Origin of the sequence: Pseudomonas sp. Xaverov 83 (assembly GCF_019352905.1) — a bacterium.
Lineage (GTDB): Bacteria > Pseudomonadota > Gammaproteobacteria > Pseudomonadales > Pseudomonadaceae > Aquipseudomonas > Aquipseudomonas yamanorum.
Genome location: NZ_JAAAFU010000002.1, coordinates 205,328 through 232,247, shown reverse-complemented (window position 1 = coordinate 232,247; position 26,920 = coordinate 205,328). Strand labels below are relative to the sequence as shown.

Here is a 26,920-nt window from a genome sequence, read left to right as displayed (position 1 = left end):
TGGTTGCGGTCTTATCTGCGGGAGCGGTCGCGTCACCTCCGGGGTTCTTCGCAGAAGCAGGCACATCATCGACATGCGCTTTCTCGCGAACCGCCGTGTTCTGACGCGGCCCCCAGCGCATCTGCACGCCACCTTTTTTCAATCCCTCCACAGCGCCCCGAACCGCCACTGCCTTATAGCGATTCACTGCCCCCATAAAGCGCTGGAGAACGCCGAAAATACCCTTCACAAACTCAATGGCTGCCTCAACAATCCGAGCGCCATACCTGAGCGCACGCGAACTCAGATAAGCGATGCCCGCCGCTGGCAAAACAACCGTCAGCAACGCAGCCACCAACAAATCAATCAGCAACGACACCACAAAACCGGCCACCGCCTCGGCGGTACTCCCGGCAACTTCACTGGGGGGCAACGCCGACAGCCAAATCATCGCCGTGCGCAACATCAGGTACAGCGCCGCCTCATCGCTGGCCAGCAGCATCGCCTGTTCCATCACCTTTGGCGCAGTGCGAGCCAGCTCCATCAATTCGCTGGCTTTCGCCCCGAGGCTTTCAAACAGCTTGCCGGGGTCCTTGAAGATCTCCTGTACCTGCTTGATGGCGTCCCACACCCCGGTGATCGCCGCCCAACTTCCCGTCAGCACGCCATTGCCAATCGCGCTCGAAGTGGACCTTTCCCAATGCGGCCGGAAACCACCCCATTGCTTGCGAAGCCAGCTTTCCAGGTCCGCGGTCAAACCGTCGTATGACGAAAACAGTGCCTCGACGTGCTCGTCCGAAACACCGCCTTGCACCCGTATCCGGTAACGCTGGCCGGCCAGGCAATGGTGAGAGCCTTTTCCCTGTTCATCGAGCATGACGACGGTAGAGCTGCCGTCATCCAGCCCAATTACCTCAATCGGGATACCTCCCAGCGGCACGTCATACACCGACTCGAACTTGCTCTCGATCTCCAGTACGCCACTGGCCTCACAGCGCACCACCGTCGAGAAGTTGTCATCGGTCATGCTCACCGACCTGCTCGAGTCTCCCACCCGAATGATCCGGTCCATTCCCAGCAACGACGGCAAATCTGCCGCATGGCTGACCCTATCCAGCGCTTGCGAATACCAGGCGCCCACCTGCTGGCGATACACCGCCAGGCTCTGATGAAAGCCATCCAGTTCGTGTTCGATATGGGCAATGTGGGACGAAGAAGCAGTCATCCGTGACGTCTCTGCAAAGGGGAGGCGTCGGAGTCTGCAACAGCAAAATGGGGCCTGGACGAGTGGTCCGGAAAATCAGATTGGGCTTACGAGGAGGGCGATTTTTTCCGTACCGAGCGGCTGCCCGGCACTACGTAAAACAGCGATTCAGCTCATTGACGGCAGTGGCGTTTTCAGTGGTGCGCTGCATTGACCCTGAGCGTCCTTGAGGTTTGCTTCAAATTCGACCAATCCCCTGTGCATCTTCTGCAGCGCTTCGATTTGCCTCACCAGTTCCTGCTTCTTGTTGGTGATTGCCTTGTCCGCCAGCTCCCAGGGCAATCCGTCACCTGGATGCTGACCCAGAATCGCCTGCAACTCCTTGAGCTTGAAACTCAACTGCTGAGCGCACTTGATGAACGTCAGCAGCTCGACACTTTGCGTGGAGTAAATGCGATAACGACCTTCCCGCTGCGGCGGCGGCAACAGGCCGATGGCCTCATAGTGACGAATCGCTTTGATGGTTGTGCCCGATAGTTGCGCGGCTTTGCCGATGTACATGAAAAGTCCTTTTCCCAAAGAGTGCGCCAGCCCGTTTCAGCCACTGTTCCCGCTGTGCTGGCGTAGAGCCCAACACCGGCCCGAACTGCAATGTCTTGATCGTCTGGATGCCACAAAACTCCAGCGTCGTCTTGCGCATCTGATGCAGCGCGGGCATGCGGTAGAACCACCTGTAATACCACGCCGGCGTGTCCAGGGTCACCAGCAAATGCGCGGTTCGGCCCTTCAGGAGTTTGTCGGGGAAGGCCTTGCCTTTGCGGTATTTGAAGGCGAAACCGGATAGGAAAACTCGGTCGATAAAACCCTTCATCAATGCCGGAATGCCACCCCACCAGATGGGGAAAACAAATGTCAGATGATTGGCCCACAAGATGTCGGATTGGGCGTTGAGCAGGTCGGGTTCCAGTGGCTGGGCCTGGCTGTAGCCGTTGTGCAGGATAGGGTCGAAAGTCAGGTCGCCCAGGCGTAGGACGCGCACTTCATGGCCGGCGGTTCTGGCAGAGGTGATGTAGGTGTCGGTGAGGGCAGAGCAGAAGCTGGTGCTGGAAGGGTGGCCGAGGATGACCAGGATGCGTTGGCTCATGGCGGTGGAGTCCTGAAAGTTAGGATTTCAGGGTGAGGTGTGACCTTAGGGGGAGAGTCAAGAAGTGGCAGTGATTGGGAATGGCCAGGAAGACTGATCCCTTTCATTTGCAGGACGTTTCCTAGAGAATTCCAGGCGCTTGCGCCAGCAAAATCCCACGACTAGTCTGCGTTCCGTCACTGCATATTCAGTGATCGGGTTTAGTCGCCCGGACAACGCTAGGCGTACAGCGCCATCTCAAAGCCAGGTATTTATCGCCTGCACTTTATGGTGGCTGTGCGCAGGGCATCTTCGGGTGCGCCGGTGCCTAGCGGCCGGTCGACTAACCTGCGTACAGCTGCCACCTTCTGATCGTTTAGTCGCGAGAGGTTAGTGGTTTAACTCACTGCTAGGAGTTCTACCATGGTCAAAGTTACCCCCGATCCACCCACGTTCCGTAAAGCCTTACTCAGCGACAATGACGCCACTCGGCGCGCTATCGATCACTACCTCAAAGCACCTGAAGTACCGCCTTCACCCAACCCTTTTACCGTAGATGACGAACTGAGCTTCGAAGATGCACTGGCCCATGCTGCCGAGTTGCTGCATTGCGCCGTGGCGACCGCCCAGGCGTCGACCGAGCCGCTGAACGGCGCGCAGCGGGCGGTGATGCATTTGGTGGAGATGTCGAAGGTGGTGGTGGATAGGGCGTTGGATTGCTTGCAGCCGAGGTGAGGATCCTAAGCCAACACTGAGGTAACGATGCATTTGGTCAGCAACCTACTGACCAAATGCTAATCATCACGGCTCAGGGGCGCAGATCCCGGCAGACGATTGTCATCGAGTAAAGCTGTCCCCTCAGGCGTATGGCTTGAAGTCGTTGTTGTCGCGAGTGAGTAACTGCATCAGCTTGGGATGGATGAAGAGCTTTTTTCCTTGCCAACCTGAACCTTTTGCAGAACGCCGATGGCGACTAGTTCTTTGAGGTAACGGGAGGCTGCTTGACGCTGGGCAATCTGTTTGTCGACGACGTTGCTGATGCGGCAGTAGGGCTGTTCGAAAATGACGTCTACCAGCTCGCGGGTGTGCACTACGTGTCGCTATATTTTGATTTCTGCGACACGTCTTGATGTCATGTCGTTGGTAACGACAGGTATGCGAAACGTGTTCTTGGAACGGGCTTTTAGCGACGTATCAGGCGAATGTCCTGAGGATGGAAAAGACGGCTTGCGTGCCTTGGAGCGGTTGGCGCGTTCTCAAATAGCTCGATGCCTGGCAGGTGTAGCGCATTTCTTCCAGGCATTAAAAAGCCGGCTTGTGGCCGGCTTCTCGGGGACTGGTTCAGCTTATTTTTGGTAAGCCTCACCAGCCTTCAAATCGTTCACCCAGACTCGCGCCTGAGTGATAAGGGGCATCAGCGGGAACTCCTCCGCATCGCCAGGCAGGGCGGACCGGCTTCACGCCAACCCCCTACCAAATGTGCGGCGGATAATACCCACATTCGCCTCAATTTCCCAGCTCCATATCCGATTTAGAGCCTTCGTAGCCTAATAAATGCTCATCCAGCGGCACCGGCGGGCGGCGGTTATTCAGTGTCGCCCACCAGAATACCCAACCCAGAATCTCAAAGTTCTGCTCGTGCCGCTGTTCGTAGGTCAAAAACTCGTCCGGATGCTCGGCGCTGTTGTGGCTGCGCATCCGCAGGCCGCCTCCGGGGCGGTTGTAGAGGTATTTGATCCTTAGCATTCCATCGTGCTGTACCGCGTAGATTTCGCCGTCGATGATCTGTTTGCGGCCACAGTCGATGGCGAGGGTACTTCCGTCCTGGATGATGTCGATCATGCTGTTGCCGACCATGTAGGCACCGAGTGCCCGCTCCGGGCTTACGCCGATGGTTTCAAGGGCGTGCAGGGAGAGGCGGATGCTTTCGGTTGAGGTGAAGGTGGGGTGGAGGGGAATCTCCACGTCGATTTTTACCGGGCCAGAGACCGGGTGGGTGATGTAGTTGCCAGTGCTTTCCCTAGCGATACGGTGGGAGTGGTCTGCATCGGGGCCGTCCAGTTGGTAGTTGACGGGTGGATGTTTGGGGCCTTCGCCGGTACGCAGCCAACGGCTGGTGACGCACAGCAGTTCTGCGATCTCGTTGAGTCGGCCCATGGGGACGCCGCGTTTGAACCAGTTGTTTACGTGTTGAGGCGTAACATCGCGGTTCTTGGCGAAGTCGGAAGCGGAAAGATGAACTTCCCGTAATAGCACTCTTAAGCGATCACCTGATGTATTCATAAACGCAGAGTTTACTGGCCGTTAAAATAGATCAAATAAACCATGCGTTGAGTTGCCGTATGTAGGTGTTTCCTTATTGCGGGAATGTTCTACTGGTTAACTAAGTTGGTTAAACAGTTGCTGTAAATGCGTTTATTAAAATGCTCGGATGTTTATATTTTTCCCACAAAAAAAGCCCCGATTAATCGGGGCTTTTTTAGAGCGAGTAGCGGTATCAGCCTTTGTAGGCAGCGACCGACTTCATGATCTCGGCGCGGGCGGCGTCTGCGTTGCCCCAACCGTCGATCTTCACCCATTTGCCTTTTTCGAGGTCTTTGTAGTTCTCGAAGAAGTGTTTGATCTGTTCCAGCAGCAGTGGCGGCAGATCGGTGTATTCCTTCACGTCGACATACAGCTGGGACAGCTTGTCGTGTGGTACTGCGATAACTTTGGCATCGCCGCCGCCGTCGTCAGTCATGTTCAGGATGCCGACCGGGCGTGCGCGGATAACCGAGCCTGGAGTAACCGGGTAAGGGGTCACGACCAGCACGTCGAGGGGGTCACCGTCGTCTGCCAGGGTGTTGGGGATGAAACCGTAGTTGGCCGGGTAGAACATCGGGGTGGCCATGAAACGGTCAACGAACAGGCAGTCGCTGTCTTTGTCGATTTCGTATTTGATCGGCGCGTGGTTGGCCGGAATCTCGATGGCGACGTAGATGTCGTTCGGCAGGTCTTTGCCAGCCGGAATCTTGCTGTAGCTCATTGGGCGTTGCCCCCGTAGTTGGCCATGAAACATGGCCGGATTGGCCTAAAAGTGGCGGCGATTATAGGCATATTCTGACGCCGATGCCATGCGTCAGACGTCGTAGGGCGCTTGGCGTTCAGTCTGATACCGCACGTCGGCGGCCTGCAGCTGATGCAGGCGCGCCAGGGGATCCTGGCGGTAGAAGTGGCTCAGTTGTTCGTATACCTGTGGATAACTGCTGACCAGCAAATCCGGGGCACTAAAGAAATATTCGCTGGTGACGGCAAAGAACTCGGCCGGGTTTTCCGCGGCGTAGGGGTCGATGGCAGTCTCTGCGTCTGGGTTGCGGTCGAGCTGGCGGTTGAGGTCGTCGAAGGCGCTTTGCATGACGCTGGCCCATTCCTGCACCCGCATGTCGTGGTGCAACGGCGGCAGGCCGTTGGCGTCTCCGTTGAGCATGTCCAGCTTGTGGGCCAGTTCGTGGATCACCAGGTTGTAGCCTTCCCAGTTGCCGCTGGCCAGCACGCCGGGCCAGGCGAGGATCACCGGACCTTGCTGCCAGGCTTCGCCGCTGTGCTCGCCGTCCCATTCGTGTTCCACGCCGCTGGCGTCCCGATGGCGCTGGGGGCTTAGGAAGTCGTCGGGGTACAGCACGATCTCGTGGAAACCCTGGTACCAGTCGAGGTCGCCAAGGTTCATCAGCGGCAGTTGTGCCTGGGCGGCGAGCAGCAGGCGTTGTTCCTGGTGCAGTTCGACGCCGGGCAGGGCGGTGAGGTGTTTTTCGGCGAGGAACACCACGCAGGCTTCCCGCAGCCACTGGTCTTGCTCGGCAGTGATGCCGTCGAGGAAGGTCAGGTGATGGCGCACCCGTTGCCACGTTTCATCGGCAATCGGGTGCTTGGCCAGCAGGCGCCGGCGACGCCAGGCGCTGAGGGACCACATCGCAGGTTACTGCGGCTTGGCTTCGGTGGAGTTGCGGCCAAAGCGGCTGCGGAACACGCCGATGATCATCGGTACCAGCGACAGCAGGATGATGAACACCACCAGCAGCGACAGGTTTTTCTTGATGAACGGCACGTTGCCGAAGAAGTAGCCCAGGGTTACCAGGCCGCCGACCCAGAGGACGGTGCCGAACACGCTGAAACCGAAGAAGCGCGGGTAAGGCATTTTCGCGATACCGGCGACGAACGGTGCAAACGTGCGCAGGATCGGCAGGAAGCGCGCCAGGGTCACGGTTTTGCCGCCGTGCTTGTCGTAGAAGTCGTGGGTTTTTTGCAGGTAGTCGCGGCGGAAGATCTTCGAGTTGGGGTTGCTGAACAAGCGTTCCCCGGCCGTTCGTCCGATCACGTAGTTGGTACTGTCACCCAGGATGGCCGCGAGCATCAGCAGGCCGCCCAGCAATATCGGGTCCATGCCGCCGCCCGCTGCAACAGCGCCGGCGATGAACAGCAAGGAATCACCCGGCAGGAACGGCATGACCACCAGGCCTGTTTCGCAAAAGATAACCAGGAACAGAATGGCGTAGATCCACACTCCGTAGTTTCTCACCAGCATGTCGAGGTACACGTCGAGATGCAGGATAAGGTCGAGCGGGTTGAAATCCATGGATGGCACCTGTGTGAATGGCCTGGCTCAGCGGGCCTGTGCGGAGGCTTCGGGTAATAAGGGCTACAAGGTTGTGTCTTGTTTCTTACGACCCTGAAAGGTCCGCATTATACGGATAGAGTCGTGAAAAGCGTGTTGGTTTTGTAGCGGGGGATGTCGCGGCATCGATCTTATTGTAGACACAGAGTCAGTGTGGGAGGGGGGCTCCCACAACCGATGCATGAGGTTTGGTTAATAGATGTCAGTCATCGCTGATGGGCAGCACGTAGTTTTTGAACTCGGTGTCTTCCCGGAAACCAATGGATTCGTAGGTTTTCTGCGCCACCTTGTTGTCGCTGCTGGTGGAAACACGCAAGCGCACGGCATGGGTTTCCTTGGCCATCTTCTTCGCAGTACGCATCAGGTTATCGGCCACCAACTGTCGGCGCGCGTCTTCGGCCACGTAAATGTCGTTGAGTATCCATACGCGTTTCAACGATAGAGAGGAGTAGCTCGGATACAGCTGGCAGAAACCGAGCAGCTTCTTGTCGTCATCGTCGGCCAGTGCCAGATAGATCACGGATTCCTTGCGGCGCAGGCGTTTTTCCAGAAAGGCACGGCTCGAATCAGGGAAAGGCAGCGCGCCGTAAAACTCGCGGTATTTGACGAAAAGCGGAGTCAACAGGTCCAGGTGTTCCAGGGTCGCTTGAGTTATCCGCATGCCAGGCCTCAACTTCCAAATGGGGGATGACCACACAAGCGGCCGTGTTTCGATGCTGCCTAAAGCGGAGAAAAAGCGCAATCGTGCAGGGATCAGTCCTTCGGTGGGCTGAGCAGGAAGTTGCCTTTCATCAGGTCGGGATCGTCCGATTCGAGGGTTTGTACCTGGGCTTCATCCTTGAGGTTGACCCCCGACAACTGCCGGCGACAGGCCTCGCGCATCAAGTAAAGCAAGCGGTGAGCGGCCATGCCGTAGCTCAAGCCTTCCAGGCGCACATTGGAGATGCAGTTACGGTACGCATCGGTGAGCCCGACCTTGGGGTTGTAGGTGAAATACAAGCCCAGGCTGTCCGGCGAACTGAGCCCCGGCCGCTCGCCGATCAGGATCACCACCATCTTCGCCCCCAGCAACTGGCCGACTTCATCCGCTACGGCGACGCGGCCCTGTTCCACCAGAATCACTGGCGACAGCGACCAACCCTCCGCGTGGGTTTGTTCCTCCATACGTGTAAGAAACGGCAACGTATGTTTATGCACCGCCAGCGCCGACAAGCCATCGGCCACCACCACCGCCAGGTCCACACCGCCGGGATTGGCTTCGGCATAGTCCCGCAGGGCCTGGGCCGATTCATCACTGAGGCGCCGCCCAAGGTCCGGGCGTTGCAGGTAGCTGTGACGGTCGACGGCGGCGCTGTGCAGCAACAGGCTGTCACGGCCGCGTTCGGCCAGTTGGCTGCTGAGTCCTACATGGTCAAACGGCAGGTGTACGGCGTCCCGCGCCTGGGCGTGGGCGAACTGGAAATCCAGCTGCGCACCGGTAGGAATGCTGGTGCCGGTACGGCCCAAAGCAATCCGCGCCGGGGTCAGGCGGCGCAACTCAAGCCACGGGTTGTCCACGTTGTTTTCCGGGGTGTCGATGTGCACAGACGGTTCCTTCTTCATCCCAGTTGCGCCAAGGCGTGGCGGAATGCCGGTGGCAGGCTGTTGCCGAAGTGCACCTTGCCGTCGGCTTGCGTGAAGATGCCCATTTTTGCCAGCCACTGTTCGAACTCCGGCGCTGGCTTTAAACCCAATGTTTGCCGGGCGTAGAGCGCGTCGTGGAACGAGGTGGTCTGGTAGTTGAGCATGATGTCGTCGGAGCCCGGGATGCCCATGATGAAGTTGATCCCAGCCACGCCCAGCAGGGTGAGCAGGGTGTCCATGTCGTCCTGGTCGGCTTCGGCGTGGTTGGTGTAGCAGATGTCGCACCCCATCGGCACGCCCAGCAGCTTGCCGCAGAAGTGGTCTTCGAGGCCGGCGCGGATGATCTGCTTGCCGTTGTACAGGTATTCGGGGCCGATAAAACCGACCACGGTGTTCACCAAAAACGGTTTGAAGTGCCGGGCCACGGCGTAGGCGCGGGTTTCGCAGGTTTGCTGGTCGACGCCAAAGTGCGCGTTGGCCGACAAGGCGCTGCCCTGGCCGGTTTCGAAATACATCAGGTTTTGCCCGAGGGTGCCGCGATTAAGGCTCAGGCCCGCGTCGTAGCCTTCCTGCAACACGCTCAGGCTGATGCCGAAACTGGCGTTGGCCGCTTCGGTGCCGGCGATCGACTGGAACACCAGGTCCAGCGGCACGCCACGGTTGATGGCTTCGATGGAGGTGGTGACGTGGGTCAGCACGCAGGCCTGGGTCGGAATTTCGTAGCGCTGGATGATCGCGTCGAGCATTTCCAGCATGGCGCAGATTGAAGCGATGCTGTCGGTGGCCGGGTTGATGCCGATCATTGCGTCGCCGTTGCCGTAGAGCAGGCCGTCGAGAATGCTCGCGGCGATGCCCGCCGGTTCATCGGTGGGGTGGTTGGGTTGCAGGCGGGTGGACAGGCGCCCGCGCAGGCCCATCGTGCCGCGAAACTGTGTGACGACGCGGATCTTCTGCGCCACCAGTACCAGGTCCTGCACGCGCATGATCTTCGACACGGCGGCGGCCATTTCCGGTGTCAGTCCGGGCGCCAGGGCGCGCAGGCTTTGTTCGTCGGCCGCGTCGCTGAGCAGCCAATCCCGCAAACCCCCGACGGTCAGATGGCTGACCACGGAAAACGCCTGTTTATCGTGGGTGTCGATAATCAGTCGGGTGACTTCGTCGCTTTCGTACGGGATCAAGACTTCTTCGAGAAAGTGCTTCAACGGAATATTGGCCAGGGCCATTTGCGCGGCCACCCGCTCACCGTCGTTCTGCGCGGCAACACCGGCGAGGAAATCCCCGGAGCGCGCCGGGCTGGCCTTGGCCATCACGTCCTTGAGGCTGTCGAAGCGGTAGGTCAATGCACCGACCGCGTGGGAAAAGCTTGCCATACAGAGTCTCCTTTTCGGCGCGGGCAGAATGTGAGTAAAGCGCCCGCACCGAGGTTTACGGCGTTTAGTGCAAGGCGGCCTCTGCGGCCTGAATCGCCGCAAATTCTTCTTCCGGCGTGCCTGCTACCAAGTGATGCCGACTGTAGAAAGCAAAGTAAGCAATTAATACTCCATAGATGATCGCGGCGCCAATCACCACGCGTGGATCCACCAGAAAGCCCGCCACAACGGCGATGCAGGCCAGTACCAGGGCGACGCCCGAGGTGAAGATGCCGCCCGGTGTGCGGTAAGGGCGATCCATTTTGGGGCGGCGGATGCGCAAGGTGATGTGCGCGGCCATCATCAGCACGTAGGAAATGGTCGCGCCGAACACGGCCACCAGGATCAGCAAATCACCCTGGCCGGTCAGCGACAGACCAAACCCGATAATGCCGGGGATCACCAGGGCCAGGACCGGCGCCTTGCTTTTGTTGGTCTGCGACAGCTTGCGCGGCAGGTAGCCGGCGCGGGACAGGGCGAAGATCTGCCGGGAGTAGGCGTAGATGATCGAGAAGAAACTCGCGATCAGCCCGGCCAGGCCCACCAGATTGACGAAGTGGCCCATCCAGGTGGAACCGCCATAGGCTTTGGACAGCGCCTCCACCAGCGGATTGCCCGACGCCATCAGCGCATAGGCGCCGGCACCGCCCGGGGCGATCACCAGAATCAGCAGGGCGAAGCTGGTCAGCACCACAATGGCGCCAATCAGGCCGCGGGGCAGGTCGCGTTTCGGGTTCTTGGTTTCTTCAGCGGCCAGGGGCACGCCTTCGACGGCCAGGAAGAACCAGATTGCATAGGGAATCGCCGCCCACACGCCGACGTACCCGAACGGCAGGAAGCTACTGGCGCCCTTGGCCTCGGTTACTGGAATATCCAGCAGGTTGGCGACACTGAAGTGCGGCACCATCGACACCAGGAATACACCCAGGGCAATCGCGGCGACGGCAGTAATCACAAACATCAGCTTCAGCGCCTCACCCACCCCGAAGATGTGGATGCCGATAAAGATGATGTAGAACGCCAGGTAGATCATCCAGCCGCCAATGCCGAACAGCGACTCGCAATAGGCACCGATAAACACCGCGATGGCGGCGGGGGCGATGGCGTATTCGATGAGGATCGCGGTGCCGGTGAGGAACCCGCCCCAGGGGCCGAATGCGCTGCGGGCAAAGCCGTAGCCGCCGCCGGCGGTAGGAATCATGGAGGACAGTTCGGCCAGGGAGAAACACATGCACAGGTACATGGTGGCCATCAGCAGTGTGGCGAGGAACATGCCGCCCCAGCCACCCTGGGCGAGGCCGAAGTTCCAGCCGGCGTAGTCGCCGGAGATCACGTACGCAACCCCGAGACCGACCAGAAGCACCCAGCCGGCAGCGCCTTTTTTCAGTTCCCGTTGTTGGAAGTATTCGTTGCCGACCTTTTCAAAGTCGACGGAAGACCCTGTGGGTTCGCTAGGCATAAAAAGTACCTTTAGTTCTTATTGTTTTATCCCGGCTTACTTCAGCCGAATGAGAAGCGGAGGACTTATGAAGATTAACTGTGGGAGCTGGCTTGCCTGCGATGACGCCGGCAGCACAAACATATTGGCTGGATGACACACCGCTATCGCAGGCAAGCCAGCTCCCACACTTGATTGCGTTTCAAATGTGGGAGCGGGTTGTGAGTTAGAAGAAGCCCAGTGGGTTGATGTCGTAGCTCACCAGCAGGTTTTTGGTCTGCTGATAGTGATCAAGCATCATCTTGTGAGTCTCACGGCCCACACCGGACTTCTTGTAACCACCGAACGCGGCGTGCGCCGGGTACAGGTGATAGCAGTTGGTCCACACACGCCCGGCCTTGATCGCCCGGCCCATGCGGTATGCGCGGTTGATGTCGCGGGTCCACAGGCCGGCACCTAGGCCGAACTCGGTGTCGTTGGCGATCGCCAGGGCTTCGGCTTCATCCTTGAACGTGGTGATGCTCACCACCGGGCCAAAGATTTCTTCCTGGAACACCCGCATCTTGTTGGTGCCTTTGAGCAGGGTCGGCTGGATGTAATAGCCGGTGGCCAGATCGCCGGTCAGCTTCTCGACTTTGCCGCCGGTCAGCAGCTCGGCGCCTTCGCCCTTGGCGATTTCGAGGTAGGACAAAATCTTGTCGAACTGCTGCTCGGACGCCTGGGCGCCGACCATGGTGTCGGTGTCCAGCGGGTCGCCACGTTTGATCGACTCGACCTTCTTCATCACCACTTTCATGAAATCGTCGTAGATCGACTCTTCCACCAGCGCGCGGGAAGGGCAGGTGCACACTTCGCCCTGGTTGAAGAACGCCAGCACCAAACCTTCGGCGGCTTTCTCGATGAATTGCGGTTCGGCTTTCATGATGTCGGCGAAGAAGATGTTCGGCGACTTGCCGCCCAGCTCAACGGTGGACGGAATGATGTTCTCGGCGGCCGCATGCATGATGTGCGAGCCCACTGGCGTGGAGCCGGTAAAGGCGATCTTGGCGATGCGCTTGCTGGTGGCCAGGGCTTCGCCGGCTTCTTTGCCGTAGCCGTGCACCACGTTCAGTACGCCCGGCGGCAGCAGGTCGCCGATCAGCTCCATCAGCACGTTGATGCCCAGCGGGGTTTGCTCGGCAGGCTTGAGCACCACGCAGTTCCCGGCGGCCAGTGCTGGCGCGAGTTTCCAGGCGGCCATCAGCAGCGGGAAGTTCCACGGGATGATCTGGCCGACCACGCCCAGCGGCTCGTGGAAGTGATAGGCGGCAGTGTGTTCGTTGATTTCGGCGCTGCTGCCTTCCTGGGCGCGGATGCAGCCGGCGAAGTAGCGGAAGTGGTCAGCGGCCAGCGGGATGTCGGCGTTCAGGGTTTCACGAACGGCCTTGCCGTTGTCCCAGGTTTCGGTGATGGCCAGCAGTTCGAGGTTCTGTTCGATGCGGTCGGCGATTTTCAGCAGCACCAGCGAACGGTCCTGGGCCGAGGTCTTGCCCCAGGCGTCAGCGGCAGCGTGGGCGGCGTCCAGGGCCTTGTCGATATCTTTGGCCGTGGAGCGCGGGAATTCGGCGATGGGCTTGCCGTTGACCGGCGAGGTGTTGGTGAAATAGTTGCCATCGACCGGCGCGACAAATTCACCGCCGATGTAGTTGCCGTACTTGGCCTTGAACGAAACGATAGCGCCTTCAGTACCGGGGTGTGCGTAACGCATGGTGGGTATCTCCTGGCTTTTTTGTGTTTATTGGAGGACGCACGGTTGTGCTTGTTAAAGCGTAGAGCAAAGGTCGGGCCAGTGCCTTGTAGGGCCTGTGAATCAAGGGTTTAGAGGTTGTTGCAAACCGTTGCTGTGGCAGGCTTGGTACAGCCTGGGTGACAGTTTGTGCCATAAGCGGTACAGCCTGTGACCGGTGGGTCTGCCCGGGATTGCAATGGTCGGGAGGCTGGAGGATGCTGGGCACTCGCGCGCGGTAATTCACGCAGGGAGAATAATAAGAACATGCAAAACGATCATTTCAGTCGCCATGCCCAGCAAGTCCTGACGGTCACCCGTGGGCAGGACCCGTTGCACGGGCCCGGCAGCGATCCCTCCATCGCCCGCTCCTGGCTGCGTTGCCTGGAGGACTATCACCTCGACCCTGCGCTGACCATTGCGCCTACGGTGCTCGAACATGGCCGCCTGCTGGAAAGCCGCGAGCGCTTGCAACAAGTGCTGAGCATTGCCGGCAGTGAAATGAACAGCCTGCATCAACAGCTCTCCGGCGCCGGCCATGCCGTGCTGCTGACCGATGCCCGCGGGGTGATCCTCAACTGCGTCACCGCCCCCAGCGAGCGCAAGATTTTCGAGCGTGCCGGCCTGTGGCTGGGCGCCGACTGGAGCGAGGCCTGCGAAGGCACCAACGGCATCGGCACCTGCCTGGTGGAGCGCCAGTCCCTGACGATTCATCGCGATGAACACTTCCGTGGCCGACACACCGGCCTGACCTGCTCGGCCAGCCCGGTGTTCGACCCCCATGGCGAGCTGCTGGCGGTGCTGGATGTGTCTTCGGCCCGGGAGGCGGTGTCGCGCCAGAGCCAGTTCCACACCATGGCGCTGGTCAATCTTTCGGCGAAGATGATCGAGAGCTGTTACTTCCTGCGGCATTTTGAGCACCACTGGTTGCTGCGCTTTCATTTGCAGGCGGAGTCCGTGGGCCTGTTCAGTGAGGGGTTGCTGGCGTTCGATGGCGACGGGCGCATTTGTGCGGTGAACCAGAGTGCGTTGAACCTGCTTGGGCAAATCCGTGGCGGCCTGTTGGGGCAGCCGGTGGAGGCGTTTTTCGATTGCTCCCTGGACGAGTTGCTCGGGCGTGCCAGCGCGAATGCCAGCGCCAGTTGGCCTCTGCGTACCCGCGATGGCCGTGGGTTGTTCGCGGTGTTGCGCGGCCAGCCTCGCAGCGTGCCGGTGCCGATTCCCCAGGCCTTGCCCGAACGGCCTCGGTTGCCGGGCATTTGCCTGGGAGACGCGGCGTTGCAAAACGATTTCCGTAAGGCGTTACGTGTGTTTGAGCGCGACGTGCCGTTGCTGATCAATGGCGAAACCGGCTCCGGTAAGGAGGCGTTTGCCAAGGCGGTGCACCATGCCAGCCTCCGGGCCGACAAAGCCTTTATCGCCCTGAACTGCGCGGCCATCCCGGAAAGCCTGATCGAGAGCGAGCTGTTCGGCTATCGCGGCGGCAGCTTCACCGGCGCCCGCAAGGAAGGCATGCGCGGCAAGCTGCAACAAGCGGATGGTGGCACGTTGTTTCTGGATGAAATCGGCGATATGCCCCTCGCTTTGCAAACGCGCCTGTTAAGGGTTTTGGAGGATCGACTTGTCGTGCCCATCGGCGGCGAACCGCAGGCGGTGAACGTCAGAATCATCAGCGCCACCCACCGTAATTTGCTGGAGCGGGTAGAGGACGGCAGTTTTCGCGAAGACCTGTACTACCGGCTGAACGGTCTGGAAATCGCCCTGCCGCCGTTGCGTGAGCGCAGCGACAAGTCGCAGTTGCTGGACTTTCTGCTGGCGGAGGAGGCTGGCGACCAGCCGGTGTTGCTCGACAGCCCTGCGCGTCAGGCACTGTTGGCATTTGCCTGGCCGGGCAATGTGCGGCAGTTGCGCACGGTATTGCGCACGTTGGCGGCGTTATGTGACGACGGGCGGATTGGGCTCGAGGACCTGCCGGCGGTCATTCGCCAGGCGCGCCCGCAGCCTGCAGTAGTGGAGGACCGTTCGGATTCGCCCTTGGACGACGCAGAGCGCCTGGCGCTGCTCAATGCCTTGGAGCAACAGCGCTGGCACATGAGCCACACGGCGGAGCAACTGGGGGTTAGCCGTAACACCTTGTATAGAAAACTGCGCAAACACGGGATAGCCCGTTAGCTAAAGGGTGCGATTTTTTCCACCCTACGCTAACCTGCCTCGATGTTTTACGAGGTCGACTATGCACATTCATATTCTCGGTATTTGCGGCACGTTCATGGGCTCGATGGCGGTTCTCGCCAAAGAACTGGGCCATCATGTTACTGGCTCCGATGCCAATGTTTATCCACCCATGAGCACGCAACTGCAGGCCCAGGGCATTGAGTTGACCCAAGGCTACGACCCGGCGCAGTTCGACCCGGTCCCGGATCTGGTGGTGATCGGCAATGCCATGAGCCGCGGCAATCCGGCGGTCGAGTATGTACTGAATAAAGGTTTGCCTTACGTGTCTGGCCCGCAATGGCTGGCAGACCACGTGTTGCAAGGCCGTTGGGTGCTGGCGGTTGCCGGAACCCACGGCAAGACCACCACCAGCAGCATGCTGGCCTGGGTGTTGGAGCACGCGGGCATGAGCCCGGGCTTCCTGATCGGCGGTGTACCACAGAATTTTTCGGTGTCGGCGCGCCTCGGCGATACCCCGTTCTTTGTCATCGAAGCCGATGAATATGACAGCGCGTTCTTCGACAAGCGTTCCAAGTTCGTTCACTACCGCCCGCGCACGGCGATCCTGAACAACCTGGAGTTCGATCACGCTGATATCTTCCCCGATCTGGCGGCCATCGAGCGGCAGTTCCACCACTTGGTGCGCACAATCCCAAGCGAAGGCCTGGTGATTCACCCGACCACCGAGCCAGCCCTGCAGCGGGTCATCGAGATGGGCTGCTGGACTCCGGTACAAACCACCGGCGCGGGCGGCCAATGGCAGGTCAAGCTGCTGAGTGAAGACGGTTCAAAATTTGAAGTGCTGTTCGAAGGCGTCGCCCAAGGCATCGTCGATTGGGACATGACGGGCCAGCACAATGTCGCCAACGCCTTGGTCACCCTGGCGGCCGCGCGGCATGTCGGCGTGGTGCCATCCATGGGCATCGCCGCCTTGAGCGCATTCAAGAGCGTCAAGCGCCGTATGGAAAAGGTCGCCGAAGTGAATGGGATTACCATCTACGACGACTTTGCCCACCACCCGACGGCCATCGCCACCACCTTGGATGGCTTGCGCAAGCGCGTGGGTGACGCCCAGGTAATCGCGATTATCGAGCCACGCTCCAACTCCATGAAGCTGGGCGCCCACCGTGATGGTTTGCCGGAAAGCGTGAACGATGCAGACCAGGCTGTGTGGTATGCACCGGCCAACCTCGGCTGGGACTTGCCCGCCATCGCCGCGCTGTGCACGGTGCCGTCGATTTGCTGCGACTCACTGGAAGGCATCATCGAGCACGTGAAACACCAGGCCAAGCCCGGCGCTCACGTGGTGATCATGAGCAACGGCGGCTTCGGCGGCCTGCACGGCAAACTCGCCGAGGCCCTGAAGTGAGCGGCCCGGAACGCGTCACCCTGGCGATGACCGGCGCGTCTGGCGCGCCCTATGGCTTGCGCCTGCTGGATTGCCTGGTGCGCGAAGACCGCGAGGTGCACTTCCTGATTTCCAAGGCGGCGCAATTGGTGCTGGCCACCGAGACCGATGTTGCGTTGCCGCCCAAGGTGCAGATGATGCAGGCCTTCCTCACCGAGTACACCGGTGCGGCGGCGGGGCAGATCAAGGTCTATGGCAAGGAAGACTGGATGTCGCCGGTGGCCTCGGGCTCCGGCGCGCCGGCCGCGATGGTGGTGGTGCCGTGCTCCACCGGGACCTTGTCGGCGATTGCCACCGGGGCCTGCAACAACCTGATCGAGCGCGCGGCGGACGTGACCTTGAAAGAGCGTCGCCAGCTGATTCTGGTGCCGCGCGAAGCGCCGTATTCGAGCATCCACCTGGAGCACATGCTCAAACTGTCGAACATGGGCGTGACCATCTTGCCGGCGTCGCCGGGCTTCTATCACCAGCCGCAGACCATCGATGACCTGGTGGACTTTGTGGTGGCGCGGATTCTCAACCTGCTGAACATTCCCCAGGACATGCTGCCGCGCTGGGGCGAGCACCATTTGAGCAGTGATGAATAAACTACTGATGACCTTGCTGGCGCTGCAACTGACGGGGTGCGCGACGGCGCGCACGCTGGATGCGGCGCAACCTGGTGCGCCGGTGGTGTATGCCGGGACGCGCCTGGATATGTATGCCATTCAGGGTGGGTGTTGTGCGATGGACCGCTTTGGGGCCGAGGCGCCGAGCTATCCCCATGTGGACCTGCCGGCCAGTGCGCTGCTCGACACGCTGCTGTTGCCGCTGTCGGTGCTGACGGTGTTGGGGGTTGGGTTTAACGCGACGGGCGGGCTCTAGGGCCTGAGAGGGGCGGCGCCTACACCGGCCTCATCGCAGGCAAGCCAGCTCCCACATGAGACTGTGTTCGCCATGACAGCGCGGTCAATGTGGGAGCTGGGCTTGCCCGCGAAGAGGCCCGTCGCCTCACTGCAAAATTACTTGCCGAGCTTACGCAACTCATCCGACTCCACAACCCGCACCCCATCCTGCTCTTCCAGCGCCAGCCGCCACATCGCGCGCGCCAGTTCACACACTTCAATGCCGTGATATTTACCCGGAATCAGCCGCGACAATGGCCCGGCCAGTTGCTCGGCCAGGCGTGGCTCCAACCGCTCACCCAGCAACAGTGAAGGTCGGACGATGGTCAACTGCGGCCAATCCTGAGCCTTCAGCGCCTGTTCCATCTCGCCCTTGACCCGGTTGTAGAAGATCGAGGATTTCGGATCGGCACCAATCGCGCTGATCACGATCAGGTGCCGCGCACCCATTTCCCGGGCGCGCTTGGCAAAGGCCACGACCATGTCCAGGTCGACGGCGCGGAAGGCTGCTTCAGACCCGGCCTGTTTGATGGTGGTGCCCAGGCAGCAGAAGGCGATGTCCACTTGGCCGCTCAACTGCGGCAGGAACACCGCCGGGTCGCCCACCGGGTTTTCCAGGTGTGGATGCTCGGCCAGCGGCTTGCGGCTGGGCGCCAGCACCCGGGTCACGGTCGGCTCGTTGAGCAGGCGGTCCAGCAGGTGCTCCCCGGTCAGGCCGGTCGCTCCTGCGAGCAAAATATGCTGAGGCGTCAGGTACATGGTGTTTCCCCCTTTATACAGATTCAGCTTAGTTGCTCTTGGCTTCCTTGCTATTCATTGAGACGCTTTCGAGCGCCTTTCGTGCCTGCTGTTTGCGTAATAATTGCCAATGGGCGATCACGCCTTTGGGGGCCCAGATCTGCGGTTCGGAGGCTTCGAAGTTGTCGGCCTGTTCGCGTTCGGCCACGTGGGTCTGCGCCAGCTTGAAGGCTTGCTGCAAATCGTCGGTCTGGTTGAAGGCCTGGGCGAAGAGGGCGTCGCCGAAATAGGTGAAATCAGCCTCTTCAGAGCAGCCGAACGATACGCGGTCGGCCCGCGACGCGGTCATGATCAGGGTGTGTTCGTCTTTCAGGGCCGGGATGAACCCGCCGGAGTAGCAGGCCGAAATCACGATGATCTTGTCGCGATTTTTCAGCGGTGCCAGCACGGCGGCCAGTTCATCGGCCGGCAGGTCGGCCAGCTCCATGCGCGGCTGGTCGAGCACCAGTTCGTGTTCGTGGGTGCCGTGGCTGGTCAGGTAGATGAACACCAGGTCTTGCGGGCCACTGCGTTCGGCCAGGGTCTGCACCGCACGGCGCAGGCTTTCACGAGTGGCCATCGGGCGGTCGGCGATATGGTCGCGATGGTTCACCAGGCGGATCTGGCCATAGGCGCCGAAGCGGGTGGCGAGCATGTTGCTGACGTAGTCGGCTTCACGCAGGAATACGCTTTGTTTGCCGTCGCCGGCCACCACCAGGCTGTACAGCTCCACGCCCGATTTGGACGCGGGCACGGCGGCGAGGGCCTCATCCAGTAAGCGACCCTGGGCAAACAGGCCGATCTCCAATGGGTCAGGCAATAATTTGCCATCGGCGTCGCGCACGCGCATGCCGTTGACCCAAGTGCCGGCCTGTACGGTACCGTCGGTAAGCACCAGGGTGCCGCGGCCTTGATAGCTGTCGCTGTCGAAGCCGCCAATATAGAAGCTGCCGTCGGTGAGGTTCAGGCGGCCTGGGCCGGTGAAGCGCCAGTCGACGAATTGGCCGACGTAGTGGCTGCCGTCGACGCCGATCAGTTCACCCTTGCCGCTGAGGGCGCCTTCCTTGAATTCGCCGATCCACACGTCGCCGTCGGCGTTTTCATAACGGCCCTTGCCATTGAGCTGGTTCTGTTTGAAGTGGCCGATGTACATGTCGCCTTCGGCGCTGTTGAAGGTGCCGTTGCCCTCCAACTGGCCATCGACGAAGTGGCCGCTGAACTGGTTGCCGCTGTCGTCGTTGCGCTGGCCTTCGCCGTTGGGCTTGCCGTGGGCGAACTGGCCCTGGTACTGGCTGCCGTCGGCCAGTTCGAGACGGCCGAGACCGGAATACTGGTCGTCCTTGAATTCGCCGCGATAGGTCATCTGCCCTTCTTTGAGGGTGCCTTCGCCGTTGCGCTTGCCTTGCTTGAACCCGCCGACGTAGCTGTTGCCCGCGGTGGTCAGGCTGCCCTGGCCGTCAAACAGGCCTTGCTGGAACTGGCCTTTATAGATCTCGCCGTTGCTGCCATGCCATTCGCCCTGGCCGTGCCACTGGCCTTTATCGAACTGGCCGGCGTACCAACTGCCGTTGGGATAGTCCACTCGGCCCTGGCCTTGCAGCAAGCCATTGACCACATCGCCACGGTAACGACCGCCATCGGGCAGCCGCGCATCGGGCGGCAACAGCGATTCGCCGTCGCCGCACGCGGTGAGCAACAGGACAAGAGCAAGGGGAGCGAGTGGGCGCATAGCGGGATCCGGATAATTGAGCGCCGAGTATGCCGCAGCTGCGAGATCTATACATAAATTTACATGAATTGTGGTGAGCAGACGGGCTCACCACAGCCAGGCTCAGACGAAGCAGAGTGACAACGACTCGGCTATATACGCCGGTTTCTCCTGGCCATCGATTTCCAGGGTGCAGGTGGCCTTAAGCAGCCATTGTCCGGGTTTTTTCTCGGTAGCGTCGGTGAGGGTCACGGCCAGGCGCACTTTGGAGTCGACCTTCACCGGCTGAATGAAGCGCACGCTGTCCAGGCCATAGTTGACGGCCATTTTCAGGCCTTCGGGCATGATCAGGATGTCTTCGATCAGCTTGGGTATCAGCGACAGCGACAGGAAACCGTGGGCGATGGTGCTGCCAAACGGCGTCTTGGCGGCTTTCACCGGGTCGACGTGGATGAACTGAAAATCGCCGGTGGCCTCCGCGAACAGGTTGATGCGCTCCTGGTCGATGGTGAGCCATGCGGAACGTCCCAGTTCCTTGCCGACATAATCCTTGAGTTGCTCTACGGGTACTGAGGGCATTGCGACTCTCCTTCTTTGTTCGATTGGCTTCATCGTTTTGTATTTTTGGACAGGTCCAGAGAACCAATGTAGATCATCACGGGGACTTGGCCCGGTCAACCCACCATGCTTTTGGCGAATGCCGTTCCATAGAGGCGGCGTGCTTATAATGCCGACACGCTTTTGGGGGGGAAGAACGGATGCTGTTACGCGGTCTGACATGGCTGGTGCTGTTTCAATTGCTCGGCACGGCGATCAATCATTTGCTTGTCCCGGTGCTGCCGGGGCCGATTATCGGGCTGCTGCTGATGCTGGCCTTCCTGGTGTGGCGCGGCGAAGTCGGTGAACCCCTGAGCCTGGCGGCCAGCAGTCTGCTGCGTTATTTGCCGTTGCTGCTGGTGCCGCCTGCGGTCGGCGTGATGGTGTATGCCAAGGACATCGCCGCCGACTTCTGGGCCATCGTCGGCGCGTTGGTGTTGTCGTTGGTGATCGCCATGGGGTTTGTCGGCGTGCTGATGCAGCACATGGTCAAGCGCAAGGAGAAGGATCAATGATCTTCGACTGGCACGGCGCGTGGTCGGCGGTCATCCATCACCCGCTGTTCGGCATCGGCATCACCCTCGGCGCCTATCAGCTGGTGCTGGCCGGCTTCGAGAAAACCCGCTGGATTTTCCTGCAGCCGGTGCTGGTGTCGATGCTGCTGGTGATCGGCGTGTTGCTCAGCTGTGGCCTGACCTACGTCGAGTACCGCAAGAGCACCGAGATCATGAGCATCCTGCTGGGCCCGGCGACGGTGGCCCTGGCGGTGCCGCTTTACCTGAATCTGCGACGGATTCGCCAATTGTTCTGGCCGATTTTTACTACGCTGGTGGTGGGAGGCGTATTGGCGACCGGCCTGTGCGTGCTGCTGGGCTGGTGGTTTGGCGCTGAACACATGATGCTGATGACCATGGCGCCCAAGTCCGTGACGTCACCGATCGCGATGCTGGTGGCCGAGCAGATCGGCGGCGTGGCGGCATTGGCGGCGGTATTTGTGCTGATCACCGGGGTGATCGGCGCGATGATCGGCCCGGCGTATTTATCGCGCCTGGGCGTGCACAGCCCCGAGGCGCGCGGCATGGCGCTGGGCATGACCGCCCACGCCGTGGGTACCTCGGTGGCCTTGCAGGAAAGCGAAGAGACCGGCGCCTTTGCGGCGTTGGCCATGAGTTTGATGGGCGTGGCCACGGCGGTGTTCTTGCCGTTGGCCGTGTCGCTGGTTATTTAAGTCGGGTTTAAGGAAACCTTTATGAGTCTGGCGCTTTTCCCGCTCAATACCGTGCTGTTTCCCGGGTGCACCCTCGACCTGCAATTGTTCGAGGCCCGCTATCTGGACATGATCAGCCGCTGCATGAAAAAGGGCGAAAGCTTTGGCGTGGTGTGCATCCTCGACGGCAAGGAAGTCGGGCTGGCGCCGGATGGCTATGCGTTGATTGGCTGCGAAGCGCTGATCCGCGACTTCAAGCAGCAGGACAATGGCCTGCTGGGGATTCGGGTCGAGGGCGGTCGGCGCTTCCGTGTGCGTGATGCCGGTGTGCAGAAAGACCAACTGCTGGTGGCTGAGGTGCAATGGCTGGACGAACATCCCGAGCAGCCCCTGGAAGAGGAAGACGCCGACTTGTTGGCGTTGCTCCATGCTCTGGCCGAGCACCCGATGGTGGCGTCCCTGGACATGGGCACCCACGCCGATGGCCAGCAGGCCTTGGCCAATCAGTTGGCCTACCTGCTGCCCTTTACCGAAGCCGACAAGATTGACCTGCTGCAACTCGATGACCCGCAACAGCGTCTGGATGCGATCCAGCTGTTGTTGGATGAGTTGCAGGGTGAACTGTTTACTCAGTAGGCGTACCTGAGCAGTGCGTGGGAGGTGCCGGTAAACGCAATGAATCCGAGCACCGCGCCACACACCGGCAAGATCAGCCACCAGACTTTCGGCGGCATCGGTGGCAGCGGGCTGCGGTGCTGGCTTAGCGTCAGGCTGAAGGCGCAGACCGTCATTGCCAGCAGAGTGCCGGCCAGAATGTCTGTTGGCCAATGCGCGCCCAGGTAGACCCGGGAGATGGCGATGGTGGCGGCGGGGATGCAGCCGAGCACCAGCCAGGTCAGGCGCAGGCGGGTCGGCTGACCACGGCCGGCCAGCACTGCCAATGCCAGGAAGAATGCGAACGAGCCGGACGCATGGCCGCTGGGCATGCTGAAGCTGGTGAGCGGGTCGGTCAGCACTTCAGGGCGCATCCGCGCAAAAAACAGCTTGGTCCCGGTATTGATCAGCGCAGCGCCCAGCAGGGTGGCGCCAACAAAGATTGCCTGGCGCCATTGCCGCGCCACTACCAGCAGGCCGGTCAACACGGCGCTGGCCACAAACATCTTCTTGAACTCGCCGAGCTGGGTCACCATCACCATCGCCCGATCAATCGCCGGGCCGCGGTGTTCCTGCACCAGCGCCATCAAGCCTTGGTCAAAGTCGTTCAGGTAGGGATAGCCGATAAACAGCGCGAGCAGCAATGTGCCGCCGATGCAGCCAATCCACAGGGTGGCGCGCCGGTGGCCGCGCAGGCTGCTGTTGAGGCTCACACCGATCAGCACCGCCAGGCACGCGGCGACAATCCCGGCCTCCGGCCAGAAACCTTCGGGCAGTGGCAGGCGGAAGGCCGCGCCGGTGGCCCAGCCCGGCAGCAGATACGCCACCGACCATCCCGCGCCGGCCAGCAGGCTCACGGCAGCAAAGCGTGGGAAGGGCATGTCACACATGCCCGCAACCATCGGTAACATCGGCCGCAGCGGGCCAATGAAGCGTCCTACCAGCAGGCTCGCAATGCCGTATTTGTGGAAGTAAGTCTCGGCGCCGCTCATCCATTCAGGGTGGTGCCGCAGGCCGGGCAGGCGCCGGATGTTCTGGTGGAAATGGCGACCGAGGAAGTAGGAAGCCACATCGCCCACCACACCACCGAGGAAGCCCAGTAACAGGGTTTCTCCCAGGGACAGTGCGCCGCTGCCGGCCAATGCGGCGATGGCAAACAGCAACACCGTGCCCGGTACGATCAGGCCGGCAATGGCCAGGCACTCCACGCACGCCACGATAAACACCGCTACGGCCAGCCATTGCGGGTTCAGGGTCAGCCAGCCGGTAATGCCATCGAGCCATGGGCCCATACAATCAAACTCCCTTTGTGAATATTGCCCCCTCTGTAGGAGCGAGCTTGCTCGCGAAAGTCGTTAACGCTAACGCGGGCTATCTGGTTTTGCGCGGCGCTCTCGGGTTCTTCGCGAGCAAGCTCGCTCCTACAGGAGGCTAGTGTGTTTCAAATCAAAAAATAGTCGCGGCCTTCGACCTGGCCCCGGCGCAGCGGGTTCCGTGTGCAATACGGTGCATAACCGGCATCCACGAATCGGTACATCAGGTGTTCATCGCGCCCGCCGGGGATGCCCAGGCGGGTGGTCTGGATGATCTGCGCCGGCGCCAGCCCCACGTCTTCCACGTAGAGCCGCTCCTGGTCAAAGCGTTTGGCATCCCACATCGGCACCTTCAAACCCAGCGCCTTGCACAGCAAGGTCTGGCCGGCACACAGCTTTTGCGAGGGGCGCGGCTTGCCGCTGGCGTCCGGGTTGTTCAGCAGCATCTGCGCCAGGCTGGCCGGGCCCGACACTTCGTCGACCCACGGATAGGCCGATTTGATCAGCACCGCATTGCCCGGGCCATGGGCGCTGAAGTTCAGTGAGTCGCCGCCACGGGCGTAGTACATATAGATGTGGCCGCCATCCAGAAACAAAGCCTTACGCTTTTCTGTGTAGCCGAGGGACGCGTGGCTGCCTTTTTCGGCGAGGTAATAGGCTTCGGTTTCGATAATTCGCGCCGACAGCCACAAATCACCGACACGGTGGCGAATGACTTTTCCCAGCAATTCGCGCGCGAGCAGTTGCGCGTCACGGTCGAAAAAGCCGTCGGGCAGGGCACTGGCGGGGATCAATGGCGAAAAACTGGACATGGCGATCAAAGGGAATGCGGCTAAATGTGACAGGATGATAACAACTCCAGCCTTAATTCCCGCTGAACGTCGGGTTTTTACAGTTCATTTCGACCATCCGCCCCTCACCGCTGTCCGTAGGACGGCGTCACAGCTATAATCTGCCGCTTTCCTCTTTGCCAAGACCCCACCAGACCATGACTGAGTCCGTTCTTGACTACATGACCCGCCTGGGTCGCGCTGCCCGTCAGGCTTCGCGGTTGATCGCCCGTGCGAGCACGGCGCAGAAGAACCGCGCCTTGCTGGCGGCTGCCGACGCTCTGGATGCTTCGCGCTCCGAGCTGACCGCCGCCAACGAGCAAGACCTGGCCAACGGCCGGGCAAATGGTCTGGAGCCTGCCTTGCTGGATCGCCTGGCGCTGACGCCGGAACGCATCGACGACATGATCGAAGGTTTGCGCCAGGTGGCGAAGCTGCCTGACCCCATCGGTGAAATCCGCGACATGCGCTACCTGCCATCGGGTATCCAGGTGGGCAAGATGCGCGTGCCCCTGGGCGTGATCGGCATCATCTATGAGTCGCGCCCGAACGTGACCATCGACGCCGCAAGCCTGTGCCTCAAGTCCGGCAATGCCACCATCCTGCGGGGCGGCTCCGAGGCCATCAATTCCAACCGTGCCATCGCCGCGTGCATTCAGCAGGGCCTGGCCGTGGCCGAGCTGCCGGCCGAAGTGGTGCAAGTGGTCGAGACCACCGACCGCGCCGCCGTTGGCGCGCTGATCACCATGCCTGAATTCGTTGACGTGATCGTTCCGCGAGGCGGCAAGAGCCTGATCGAGCGCGTGAGCCGTGATGCCAAGGTGCCGGTTATCAAGCACCTGGATGGCGTCTGCCACGTGTTCATCGACATCGCCGCCGACCTCGACAAGGCGATCCGCATTGCCGACAACGCCAAGACCCATCGCTACGCCCCGTGCAACACCATGGAAACCCTGTTGGTGCACGCCGGCATTGCCGATCGCGTGCTGCCGCCGCTGGCTGCCATCTACCGCGACAAGGGCGTTGAACTGCGTGGCTGCGAACGTACCCGGGCGATCCTCGGCAGCGACGTGATTGAAGCCACCGAGCAAGACTGGTACACCGAATACACGGCGCCGATCCTGTCGATCCGCATTGTCGACGACCTGGATCAGGCCATCGAACACATCAACCAATACGGCTCCAAGCACACCGACGCCATTGTCACCGAGCATTTCAGCGACGCTCGGCGTTTCCTCAACGAAGTGGATTCCGCTTCGGTGATGGTCAACGCTTCGACGCGCTTCGCCGACGGCTTCGAGTATGGCCTGGGGGCGGAGATCGGTATCTCCACCGACAAGCTCCACGCACGCGGCCCGGTTGGCCTGGAAGGGCTGACCAGCGAGAAGTACGTGGTGTTCGGTGACGGTCATGTGCGCACTTGATGGGTAAACGCATCGGGCTGCTCGGCGGCACCTTCGACCCCGTGCACATCGGCCATTTGCGCAGTGCACTGGAAGTCGCGGACGCCCTCGGGCTGGATGAGTTGCGCCTGGCACCGAATGCCCGGCCGCCCCATCGCGACACGCCGCAGGTGTCTGCGCAGCAGCGCCTGGAGATGGTCCGCCTGGCGGTGGCCGGCATCGCACCACTGGTGGTGGACGACCGCGAACTCAAACGCGACAAACCGTCCTACACTGTCGACACCCTGGAACTGATGCGGGCCGAGTTGGCCGCGGATGACCAGTTATTTCTACTTTTGGGCTGGGACGCGTTTTGCGGCCTGCCCACTTGGCACCGCTGGGAAGAGTTGCTCCAGCATTGCCACATCCTGGTGCTGCAACGCCCGGATGCCGACGCAGAATCGCCGGATGCCTTGCGCAACCTGCTGGCAGCGCGGTCGGTAAGTGACCCTTTGGCCCTGACCGGGCCGAGCGGGAATATTGCATTCGTCTGGCAAACCCCGCTTGCGGTGTCTGCCACCCAGATCCGTCAACTGCTGGCCAGCGGGAAGTCGGTACGTTTCCTGGTGCCTGACGCGGTCCTGGCCTACATCGATGCGCACGGGCTTTACCGTGCGTCGAACTGAAAAGGCGCGCTTGAACGCACGAACAGTCGTGCAGCGAGCGCCCGAACATACGAGCAAAACGAGTTTTA

At 60.7% G+C, this 26,920-nt stretch carries 26 protein-coding genes and 2 pseudogenes; 10 read left to right on the top strand and 18 right to left on the bottom strand.

From position 1 onward, the window contains the following. The 3 genes and pseudogenes from K0H47_RS30955 to K0H47_RS01230 all read right to left on the bottom strand — a co-directional run. A pseudogene (locus tag K0H47_RS30955) lies at positions 1-1,204 on the bottom strand (type IV secretion protein Rhs); the annotation flags it as partial. A 147-nt stretch (positions 1,205-1,351) separates the two neighbouring features. Next, positions 1,352-1,744, bottom strand: coding sequence for a MerR family transcriptional regulator (locus K0H47_RS01235; RefSeq protein WP_219271780.1), 393 nt, complete (start codon positions 1,742-1,744; stop codon positions 1,352-1,354). Further along, positions 1,683-2,327 carry an NAD(P)H-dependent oxidoreductase gene (locus K0H47_RS01230; RefSeq protein WP_219271778.1) on the bottom strand — a complete coding sequence of 215 codons (645 nt, stop codon included), beginning with the start codon at positions 2,325-2,327 and terminating at the stop codon, positions 1,683-1,685. Before K0H47_RS01230 ends, K0H47_RS01235 begins: the two co-directional genes overlap by 62 nt. 402 nt (positions 2,328-2,729) lie before the next feature. Between K0H47_RS01230 and K0H47_RS01225 the strand changes: the two genes are divergently transcribed. Continuing rightward, entirely contained in the window at positions 2,730-3,041 is a 312-nt protein-coding gene (locus K0H47_RS01225) for a DUF6124 family protein (protein WP_102369971.1), read from the top strand. 123 nt (positions 3,042-3,164) lie between these two features. On the opposite strand, the pseudogene K0H47_RS01220 reads toward K0H47_RS01225, so the two are convergent. From K0H47_RS01220 to K0H47_RS01175, 10 genes and pseudogenes are all read right to left on the bottom strand, one after another. Further along, a pseudogene (locus K0H47_RS01220) lies at positions 3,165-3,394 on the bottom strand (Fic family protein); the annotation flags it as partial. Positions 3,395-3,812: 418 nt separating this feature from the next. Further along, entirely contained in the window at positions 3,813-4,589 is a 777-nt protein-coding gene (locus tag K0H47_RS01215) for an XRE family transcriptional regulator (RefSeq protein WP_219271776.1), read from the bottom strand. A gap of 214 nt (positions 4,590-4,803) precedes the next feature. Next, positions 4,804-5,331, bottom strand: coding sequence for an inorganic diphosphatase (ppa, locus tag K0H47_RS01210; RefSeq protein WP_003176323.1), 528 nt, complete (start codon positions 5,329-5,331; stop codon positions 4,804-4,806). A gap of 93 nt (positions 5,332-5,424) precedes the next feature. Beyond that, on the bottom strand, positions 5,425-6,255 hold the full coding sequence (locus K0H47_RS01205) for a zinc-dependent peptidase (protein ID WP_017476272.1): 831 nt from the start codon (positions 6,253-6,255) through the stop codon (positions 5,425-5,427). A 6-nt stretch (positions 6,256-6,261) separates the two neighbouring features. Beyond that, a complete protein-coding gene (locus tag K0H47_RS01200; protein ID WP_008436520.1) occupies positions 6,262-6,918 on the bottom strand; it encodes a DedA family protein in 657 nt (218 codons plus the stop codon). Between the two features lie 241 nt (positions 6,919-7,159). Beyond that, entirely contained in the window at positions 7,160-7,618 is a 459-nt protein-coding gene (locus K0H47_RS01195; RefSeq protein WP_093204712.1) for an N-acetyltransferase, read from the bottom strand. 92 nt (positions 7,619-7,710) lie between these two features. Next, positions 7,711-8,559 carry an ethanolamine ammonia-lyase subunit EutC gene (gene eutC, locus K0H47_RS01190; protein WP_219271774.1) on the bottom strand — a complete coding sequence of 283 codons (849 nt, stop codon included), beginning with the start codon at positions 8,557-8,559 and terminating at the stop codon, positions 7,711-7,713. Then, entirely contained in the window at positions 8,556-9,950 is a 1,395-nt protein-coding gene (locus tag K0H47_RS01185) for an ethanolamine ammonia-lyase subunit EutB (protein ID WP_003219393.1), read from the bottom strand. Before K0H47_RS01185 ends, eutC begins: the two co-directional genes overlap by 4 nt. A 64-nt stretch (positions 9,951-10,014) precedes the next feature. Further along, entirely contained in the window at positions 10,015-11,448 is a 1,434-nt protein-coding gene (gene eat, locus K0H47_RS01180) for an ethanolamine permease (RefSeq protein WP_063026890.1), read from the bottom strand. A gap of 205 nt (positions 11,449-11,653) precedes the next feature. Further along, entirely contained in the window at positions 11,654-13,174 is a 1,521-nt protein-coding gene (locus K0H47_RS01175) for an aldehyde dehydrogenase family protein (protein ID WP_003219398.1), read from the bottom strand. 285 nt (positions 13,175-13,459) lie between these two features. Here K0H47_RS01175 and K0H47_RS01170 point away from each other — a divergent pair, with 285 nt between their 5' ends. The 4 genes from K0H47_RS01170 (at position 13,460) to K0H47_RS01155 (ending at position 17,678) form a co-directional block, all read left to right on the top strand. Continuing rightward, positions 13,460-15,364, top strand: coding sequence for a sigma-54-dependent Fis family transcriptional regulator (locus K0H47_RS01170; protein ID WP_219271773.1), 1,905 nt, complete (start codon positions 13,460-13,462; stop codon positions 15,362-15,364). Between the two features lie 61 nt (positions 15,365-15,425). Next, complete coding sequence (gene mpl / locus K0H47_RS01165; protein WP_177026234.1) at positions 15,426-16,775, top strand: UDP-N-acetylmuramate:L-alanyl-gamma-D-glutamyl-meso-diaminopimelate ligase; 1,350 nt, start codon at positions 15,426-15,428, stop codon at positions 16,773-16,775. Beyond that, the gene (ubiX, locus tag K0H47_RS01160) at positions 16,772-17,401 is read left to right on the top strand and encodes a flavin prenyltransferase UbiX (RefSeq protein WP_003219402.1); all 630 of its coding nucleotides are present in this window, start codon (positions 16,772-16,774) and stop codon (positions 17,399-17,401) included. The genes mpl and ubiX overlap by 4 nt, the downstream gene beginning before the upstream one ends. After that, complete coding sequence (locus K0H47_RS01155) at positions 17,394-17,678, top strand: YceK/YidQ family lipoprotein (RefSeq protein WP_063026896.1); 285 nt, start codon at positions 17,394-17,396, stop codon at positions 17,676-17,678. Before ubiX ends, K0H47_RS01155 begins: the two co-directional genes overlap by 8 nt. A 137-nt stretch (positions 17,679-17,815) precedes the next feature. Here the strand turns inward: K0H47_RS01155 and K0H47_RS01150 are convergent, their stop codons facing one another. The 3 genes from K0H47_RS01150 to K0H47_RS01140 all read right to left on the bottom strand — a co-directional run bounded on the left by K0H47_RS01150 (position 17,816) and on the right by K0H47_RS01140 (position 20,762). Next, complete coding sequence (locus K0H47_RS01150) at positions 17,816-18,457, bottom strand: oxidoreductase (RefSeq protein ID WP_063026898.1); 642 nt, start codon at positions 18,455-18,457, stop codon at positions 17,816-17,818. A 28-nt stretch (positions 18,458-18,485) separates the two neighbouring features. Then, positions 18,486-20,204, bottom strand: coding sequence for a C13 family peptidase (locus tag K0H47_RS01145; RefSeq protein ID WP_219271771.1), 1,719 nt, complete (start codon positions 20,202-20,204; stop codon positions 18,486-18,488). A gap of 102 nt (positions 20,205-20,306) precedes the next feature. Continuing rightward, positions 20,307-20,762 (bottom strand): MaoC family dehydratase, encoded by a 456-nt coding sequence (locus K0H47_RS01140; RefSeq protein WP_017476262.1) that lies wholly within the window; start codon positions 20,760-20,762, stop codon positions 20,307-20,309. 179 nt (positions 20,763-20,941) lie between these two features. On the opposite strand from K0H47_RS01140, the gene K0H47_RS01135 reads away from it, so the two are divergent. Genes K0H47_RS01135 through K0H47_RS01125 form a run of 3 tightly spaced genes read left to right on the top strand, consistent with a single transcriptional unit; the run spans position 20,942 to position 22,623 of the window. Further along, entirely contained in the window at positions 20,942-21,295 is a 354-nt protein-coding gene (locus K0H47_RS01135) for a CidA/LrgA family protein (RefSeq protein ID WP_219271769.1), read from the top strand. Continuing rightward, a complete protein-coding gene (locus K0H47_RS01130) occupies positions 21,292-22,008 on the top strand; it encodes an LrgB family protein (protein WP_076014097.1) in 717 nt (238 codons plus the stop codon). The genes K0H47_RS01135 and K0H47_RS01130 overlap by 4 nt, the downstream gene beginning before the upstream one ends. Positions 22,009-22,029: 21 nt before the next feature. Further along, complete coding sequence (locus K0H47_RS01125) at positions 22,030-22,623, top strand: LON peptidase substrate-binding domain-containing protein (protein ID WP_017476259.1); 594 nt, start codon at positions 22,030-22,032, stop codon at positions 22,621-22,623. On the opposite strand, the gene K0H47_RS01120 is transcribed toward K0H47_RS01125, so the two are convergent. Both K0H47_RS01120 and K0H47_RS01115 read right to left on the bottom strand, forming a co-directional pair. Further along, complete coding sequence (locus tag K0H47_RS01120) at positions 22,617-23,933, bottom strand: bifunctional DedA family/phosphatase PAP2 family protein (RefSeq protein WP_063026901.1); 1,317 nt, start codon at positions 23,931-23,933, stop codon at positions 22,617-22,619. The genes K0H47_RS01125 and K0H47_RS01120 overlap by 7 nt on opposite strands. Positions 23,934-24,082: 149 nt before the next feature. Beyond that, positions 24,083-24,766, bottom strand: a complete 684-nt coding sequence (locus K0H47_RS01115; protein ID WP_177071852.1) for a DNA-3-methyladenine glycosylase — start codon at positions 24,764-24,766, stop codon at positions 24,083-24,085. Positions 24,767-24,942: 176 nt separating this feature from the next. On the opposite strand from K0H47_RS01115, the gene K0H47_RS01110 reads away from it, so the two are divergent. Together K0H47_RS01110 and nadD are read left to right on the top strand one after the other, a co-directional pair. Beyond that, on the top strand, positions 24,943-26,208 hold the full coding sequence (locus tag K0H47_RS01110; protein WP_063026903.1) for a glutamate-5-semialdehyde dehydrogenase: 1,266 nt from the start codon (positions 24,943-24,945) through the stop codon (positions 26,206-26,208). After that, on the top strand, positions 26,208-26,852 hold the full coding sequence (gene nadD / locus K0H47_RS01105; protein ID WP_003215431.1) for a nicotinate-nucleotide adenylyltransferase: 645 nt from the start codon (positions 26,208-26,210) through the stop codon (positions 26,850-26,852). Before K0H47_RS01110 ends, nadD begins: the two co-directional genes overlap by 1 nt. Positions 26,853-26,920 lie beyond the last annotated feature (68 nt).

Excerpts from the sequence above, each read along its gene's own strand:
- K0H47_RS01235 (WP_219271780.1), bottom strand. The coding sequence starts at position 1,744 with ATGTACATCGGCAAAGCCGCGCAACTATCGGGCACAACCATCAAAGCG.
- K0H47_RS01230 (WP_219271778.1), bottom strand. The coding sequence starts at position 2,327 with ATGAGCCAACGCATCCTGGTCATCCTCGGCCACCCTTCCAGCACCAGC.
- K0H47_RS01225 (WP_102369971.1), top strand. The coding sequence starts at position 2,730 with ATGGTCAAAGTTACCCCCGATCCACCCACGTTCCGTAAAGCCTTACTC.
- K0H47_RS01215 (WP_219271776.1), bottom strand. The coding sequence starts at position 4,589 with ATGAATACATCAGGTGATCGCTTAAGAGTGCTATTACGGGAAGTTCAT.
- ppa (WP_003176323.1), bottom strand. The coding sequence starts at position 5,331 with ATGAGCTACAGCAAGATTCCGGCTGGCAAAGACCTGCCGAACGACATC.
- K0H47_RS01205 (WP_017476272.1), bottom strand. The coding sequence starts at position 6,255 with ATGTGGTCCCTCAGCGCCTGGCGTCGCCGGCGCCTGCTGGCCAAGCAC.
- K0H47_RS01200 (WP_008436520.1), bottom strand. The coding sequence starts at position 6,918 with ATGGATTTCAACCCGCTCGACCTTATCCTGCATCTCGACGTGTACCTC.
- K0H47_RS01195 (WP_093204712.1), bottom strand. The coding sequence starts at position 7,618 with ATGCGGATAACTCAAGCGACCCTGGAACACCTGGACCTGTTGACTCCG.
- eutC (WP_219271774.1), bottom strand. The coding sequence starts at position 8,559 with ATGAAGAAGGAACCGTCTGTGCACATCGACACCCCGGAAAACAACGTG.
- K0H47_RS01185 (WP_003219393.1), bottom strand. The coding sequence starts at position 9,950 with ATGGCAAGCTTTTCCCACGCGGTCGGTGCATTGACCTACCGCTTCGAC.
- eat (WP_063026890.1), bottom strand. The coding sequence starts at position 11,448 with ATGCCTAGCGAACCCACAGGGTCTTCCGTCGACTTTGAAAAGGTCGGC.
- K0H47_RS01175 (WP_003219398.1), bottom strand. The coding sequence starts at position 13,174 with ATGCGTTACGCACACCCCGGTACTGAAGGCGCTATCGTTTCGTTCAAG.
- K0H47_RS01170 (WP_219271773.1), top strand. The coding sequence starts at position 13,460 with ATGCAAAACGATCATTTCAGTCGCCATGCCCAGCAAGTCCTGACGGTC.
- mpl (WP_177026234.1), top strand. The coding sequence starts at position 15,426 with ATGCACATTCATATTCTCGGTATTTGCGGCACGTTCATGGGCTCGATG.
- K0H47_RS01155 (WP_063026896.1), top strand. The coding sequence starts at position 17,394 with ATGAATAAACTACTGATGACCTTGCTGGCGCTGCAACTGACGGGGTGC.
- K0H47_RS01150 (WP_063026898.1), bottom strand. The coding sequence starts at position 18,457 with ATGTACCTGACGCCTCAGCATATTTTGCTCGCAGGAGCGACCGGCCTG.
- K0H47_RS01145 (WP_219271771.1), bottom strand. The coding sequence starts at position 20,204 with ATGCGCCCACTCGCTCCCCTTGCTCTTGTCCTGTTGCTCACCGCGTGC.
- K0H47_RS01140 (WP_017476262.1), bottom strand. The coding sequence starts at position 20,762 with ATGCCCTCAGTACCCGTAGAGCAACTCAAGGATTATGTCGGCAAGGAA.
- K0H47_RS01135 (WP_219271769.1), top strand. The coding sequence starts at position 20,942 with ATGCTGTTACGCGGTCTGACATGGCTGGTGCTGTTTCAATTGCTCGGC.
- K0H47_RS01130 (WP_076014097.1), top strand. The coding sequence starts at position 21,292 with ATGATCTTCGACTGGCACGGCGCGTGGTCGGCGGTCATCCATCACCCG.
- K0H47_RS01125 (WP_017476259.1), top strand. The coding sequence starts at position 22,030 with ATGAGTCTGGCGCTTTTCCCGCTCAATACCGTGCTGTTTCCCGGGTGC.
- K0H47_RS01120 (WP_063026901.1), bottom strand. The coding sequence starts at position 23,933 with ATGGGCCCATGGCTCGATGGCATTACCGGCTGGCTGACCCTGAACCCG.
- K0H47_RS01115 (WP_177071852.1), bottom strand. The coding sequence starts at position 24,766 with ATGTCCAGTTTTTCGCCATTGATCCCCGCCAGTGCCCTGCCCGACGGC.
- K0H47_RS01110 (WP_063026903.1), top strand. The coding sequence starts at position 24,943 with ATGACTGAGTCCGTTCTTGACTACATGACCCGCCTGGGTCGCGCTGCC.
- nadD (WP_003215431.1), top strand. The coding sequence starts at position 26,208 with ATGGGTAAACGCATCGGGCTGCTCGGCGGCACCTTCGACCCCGTGCAC.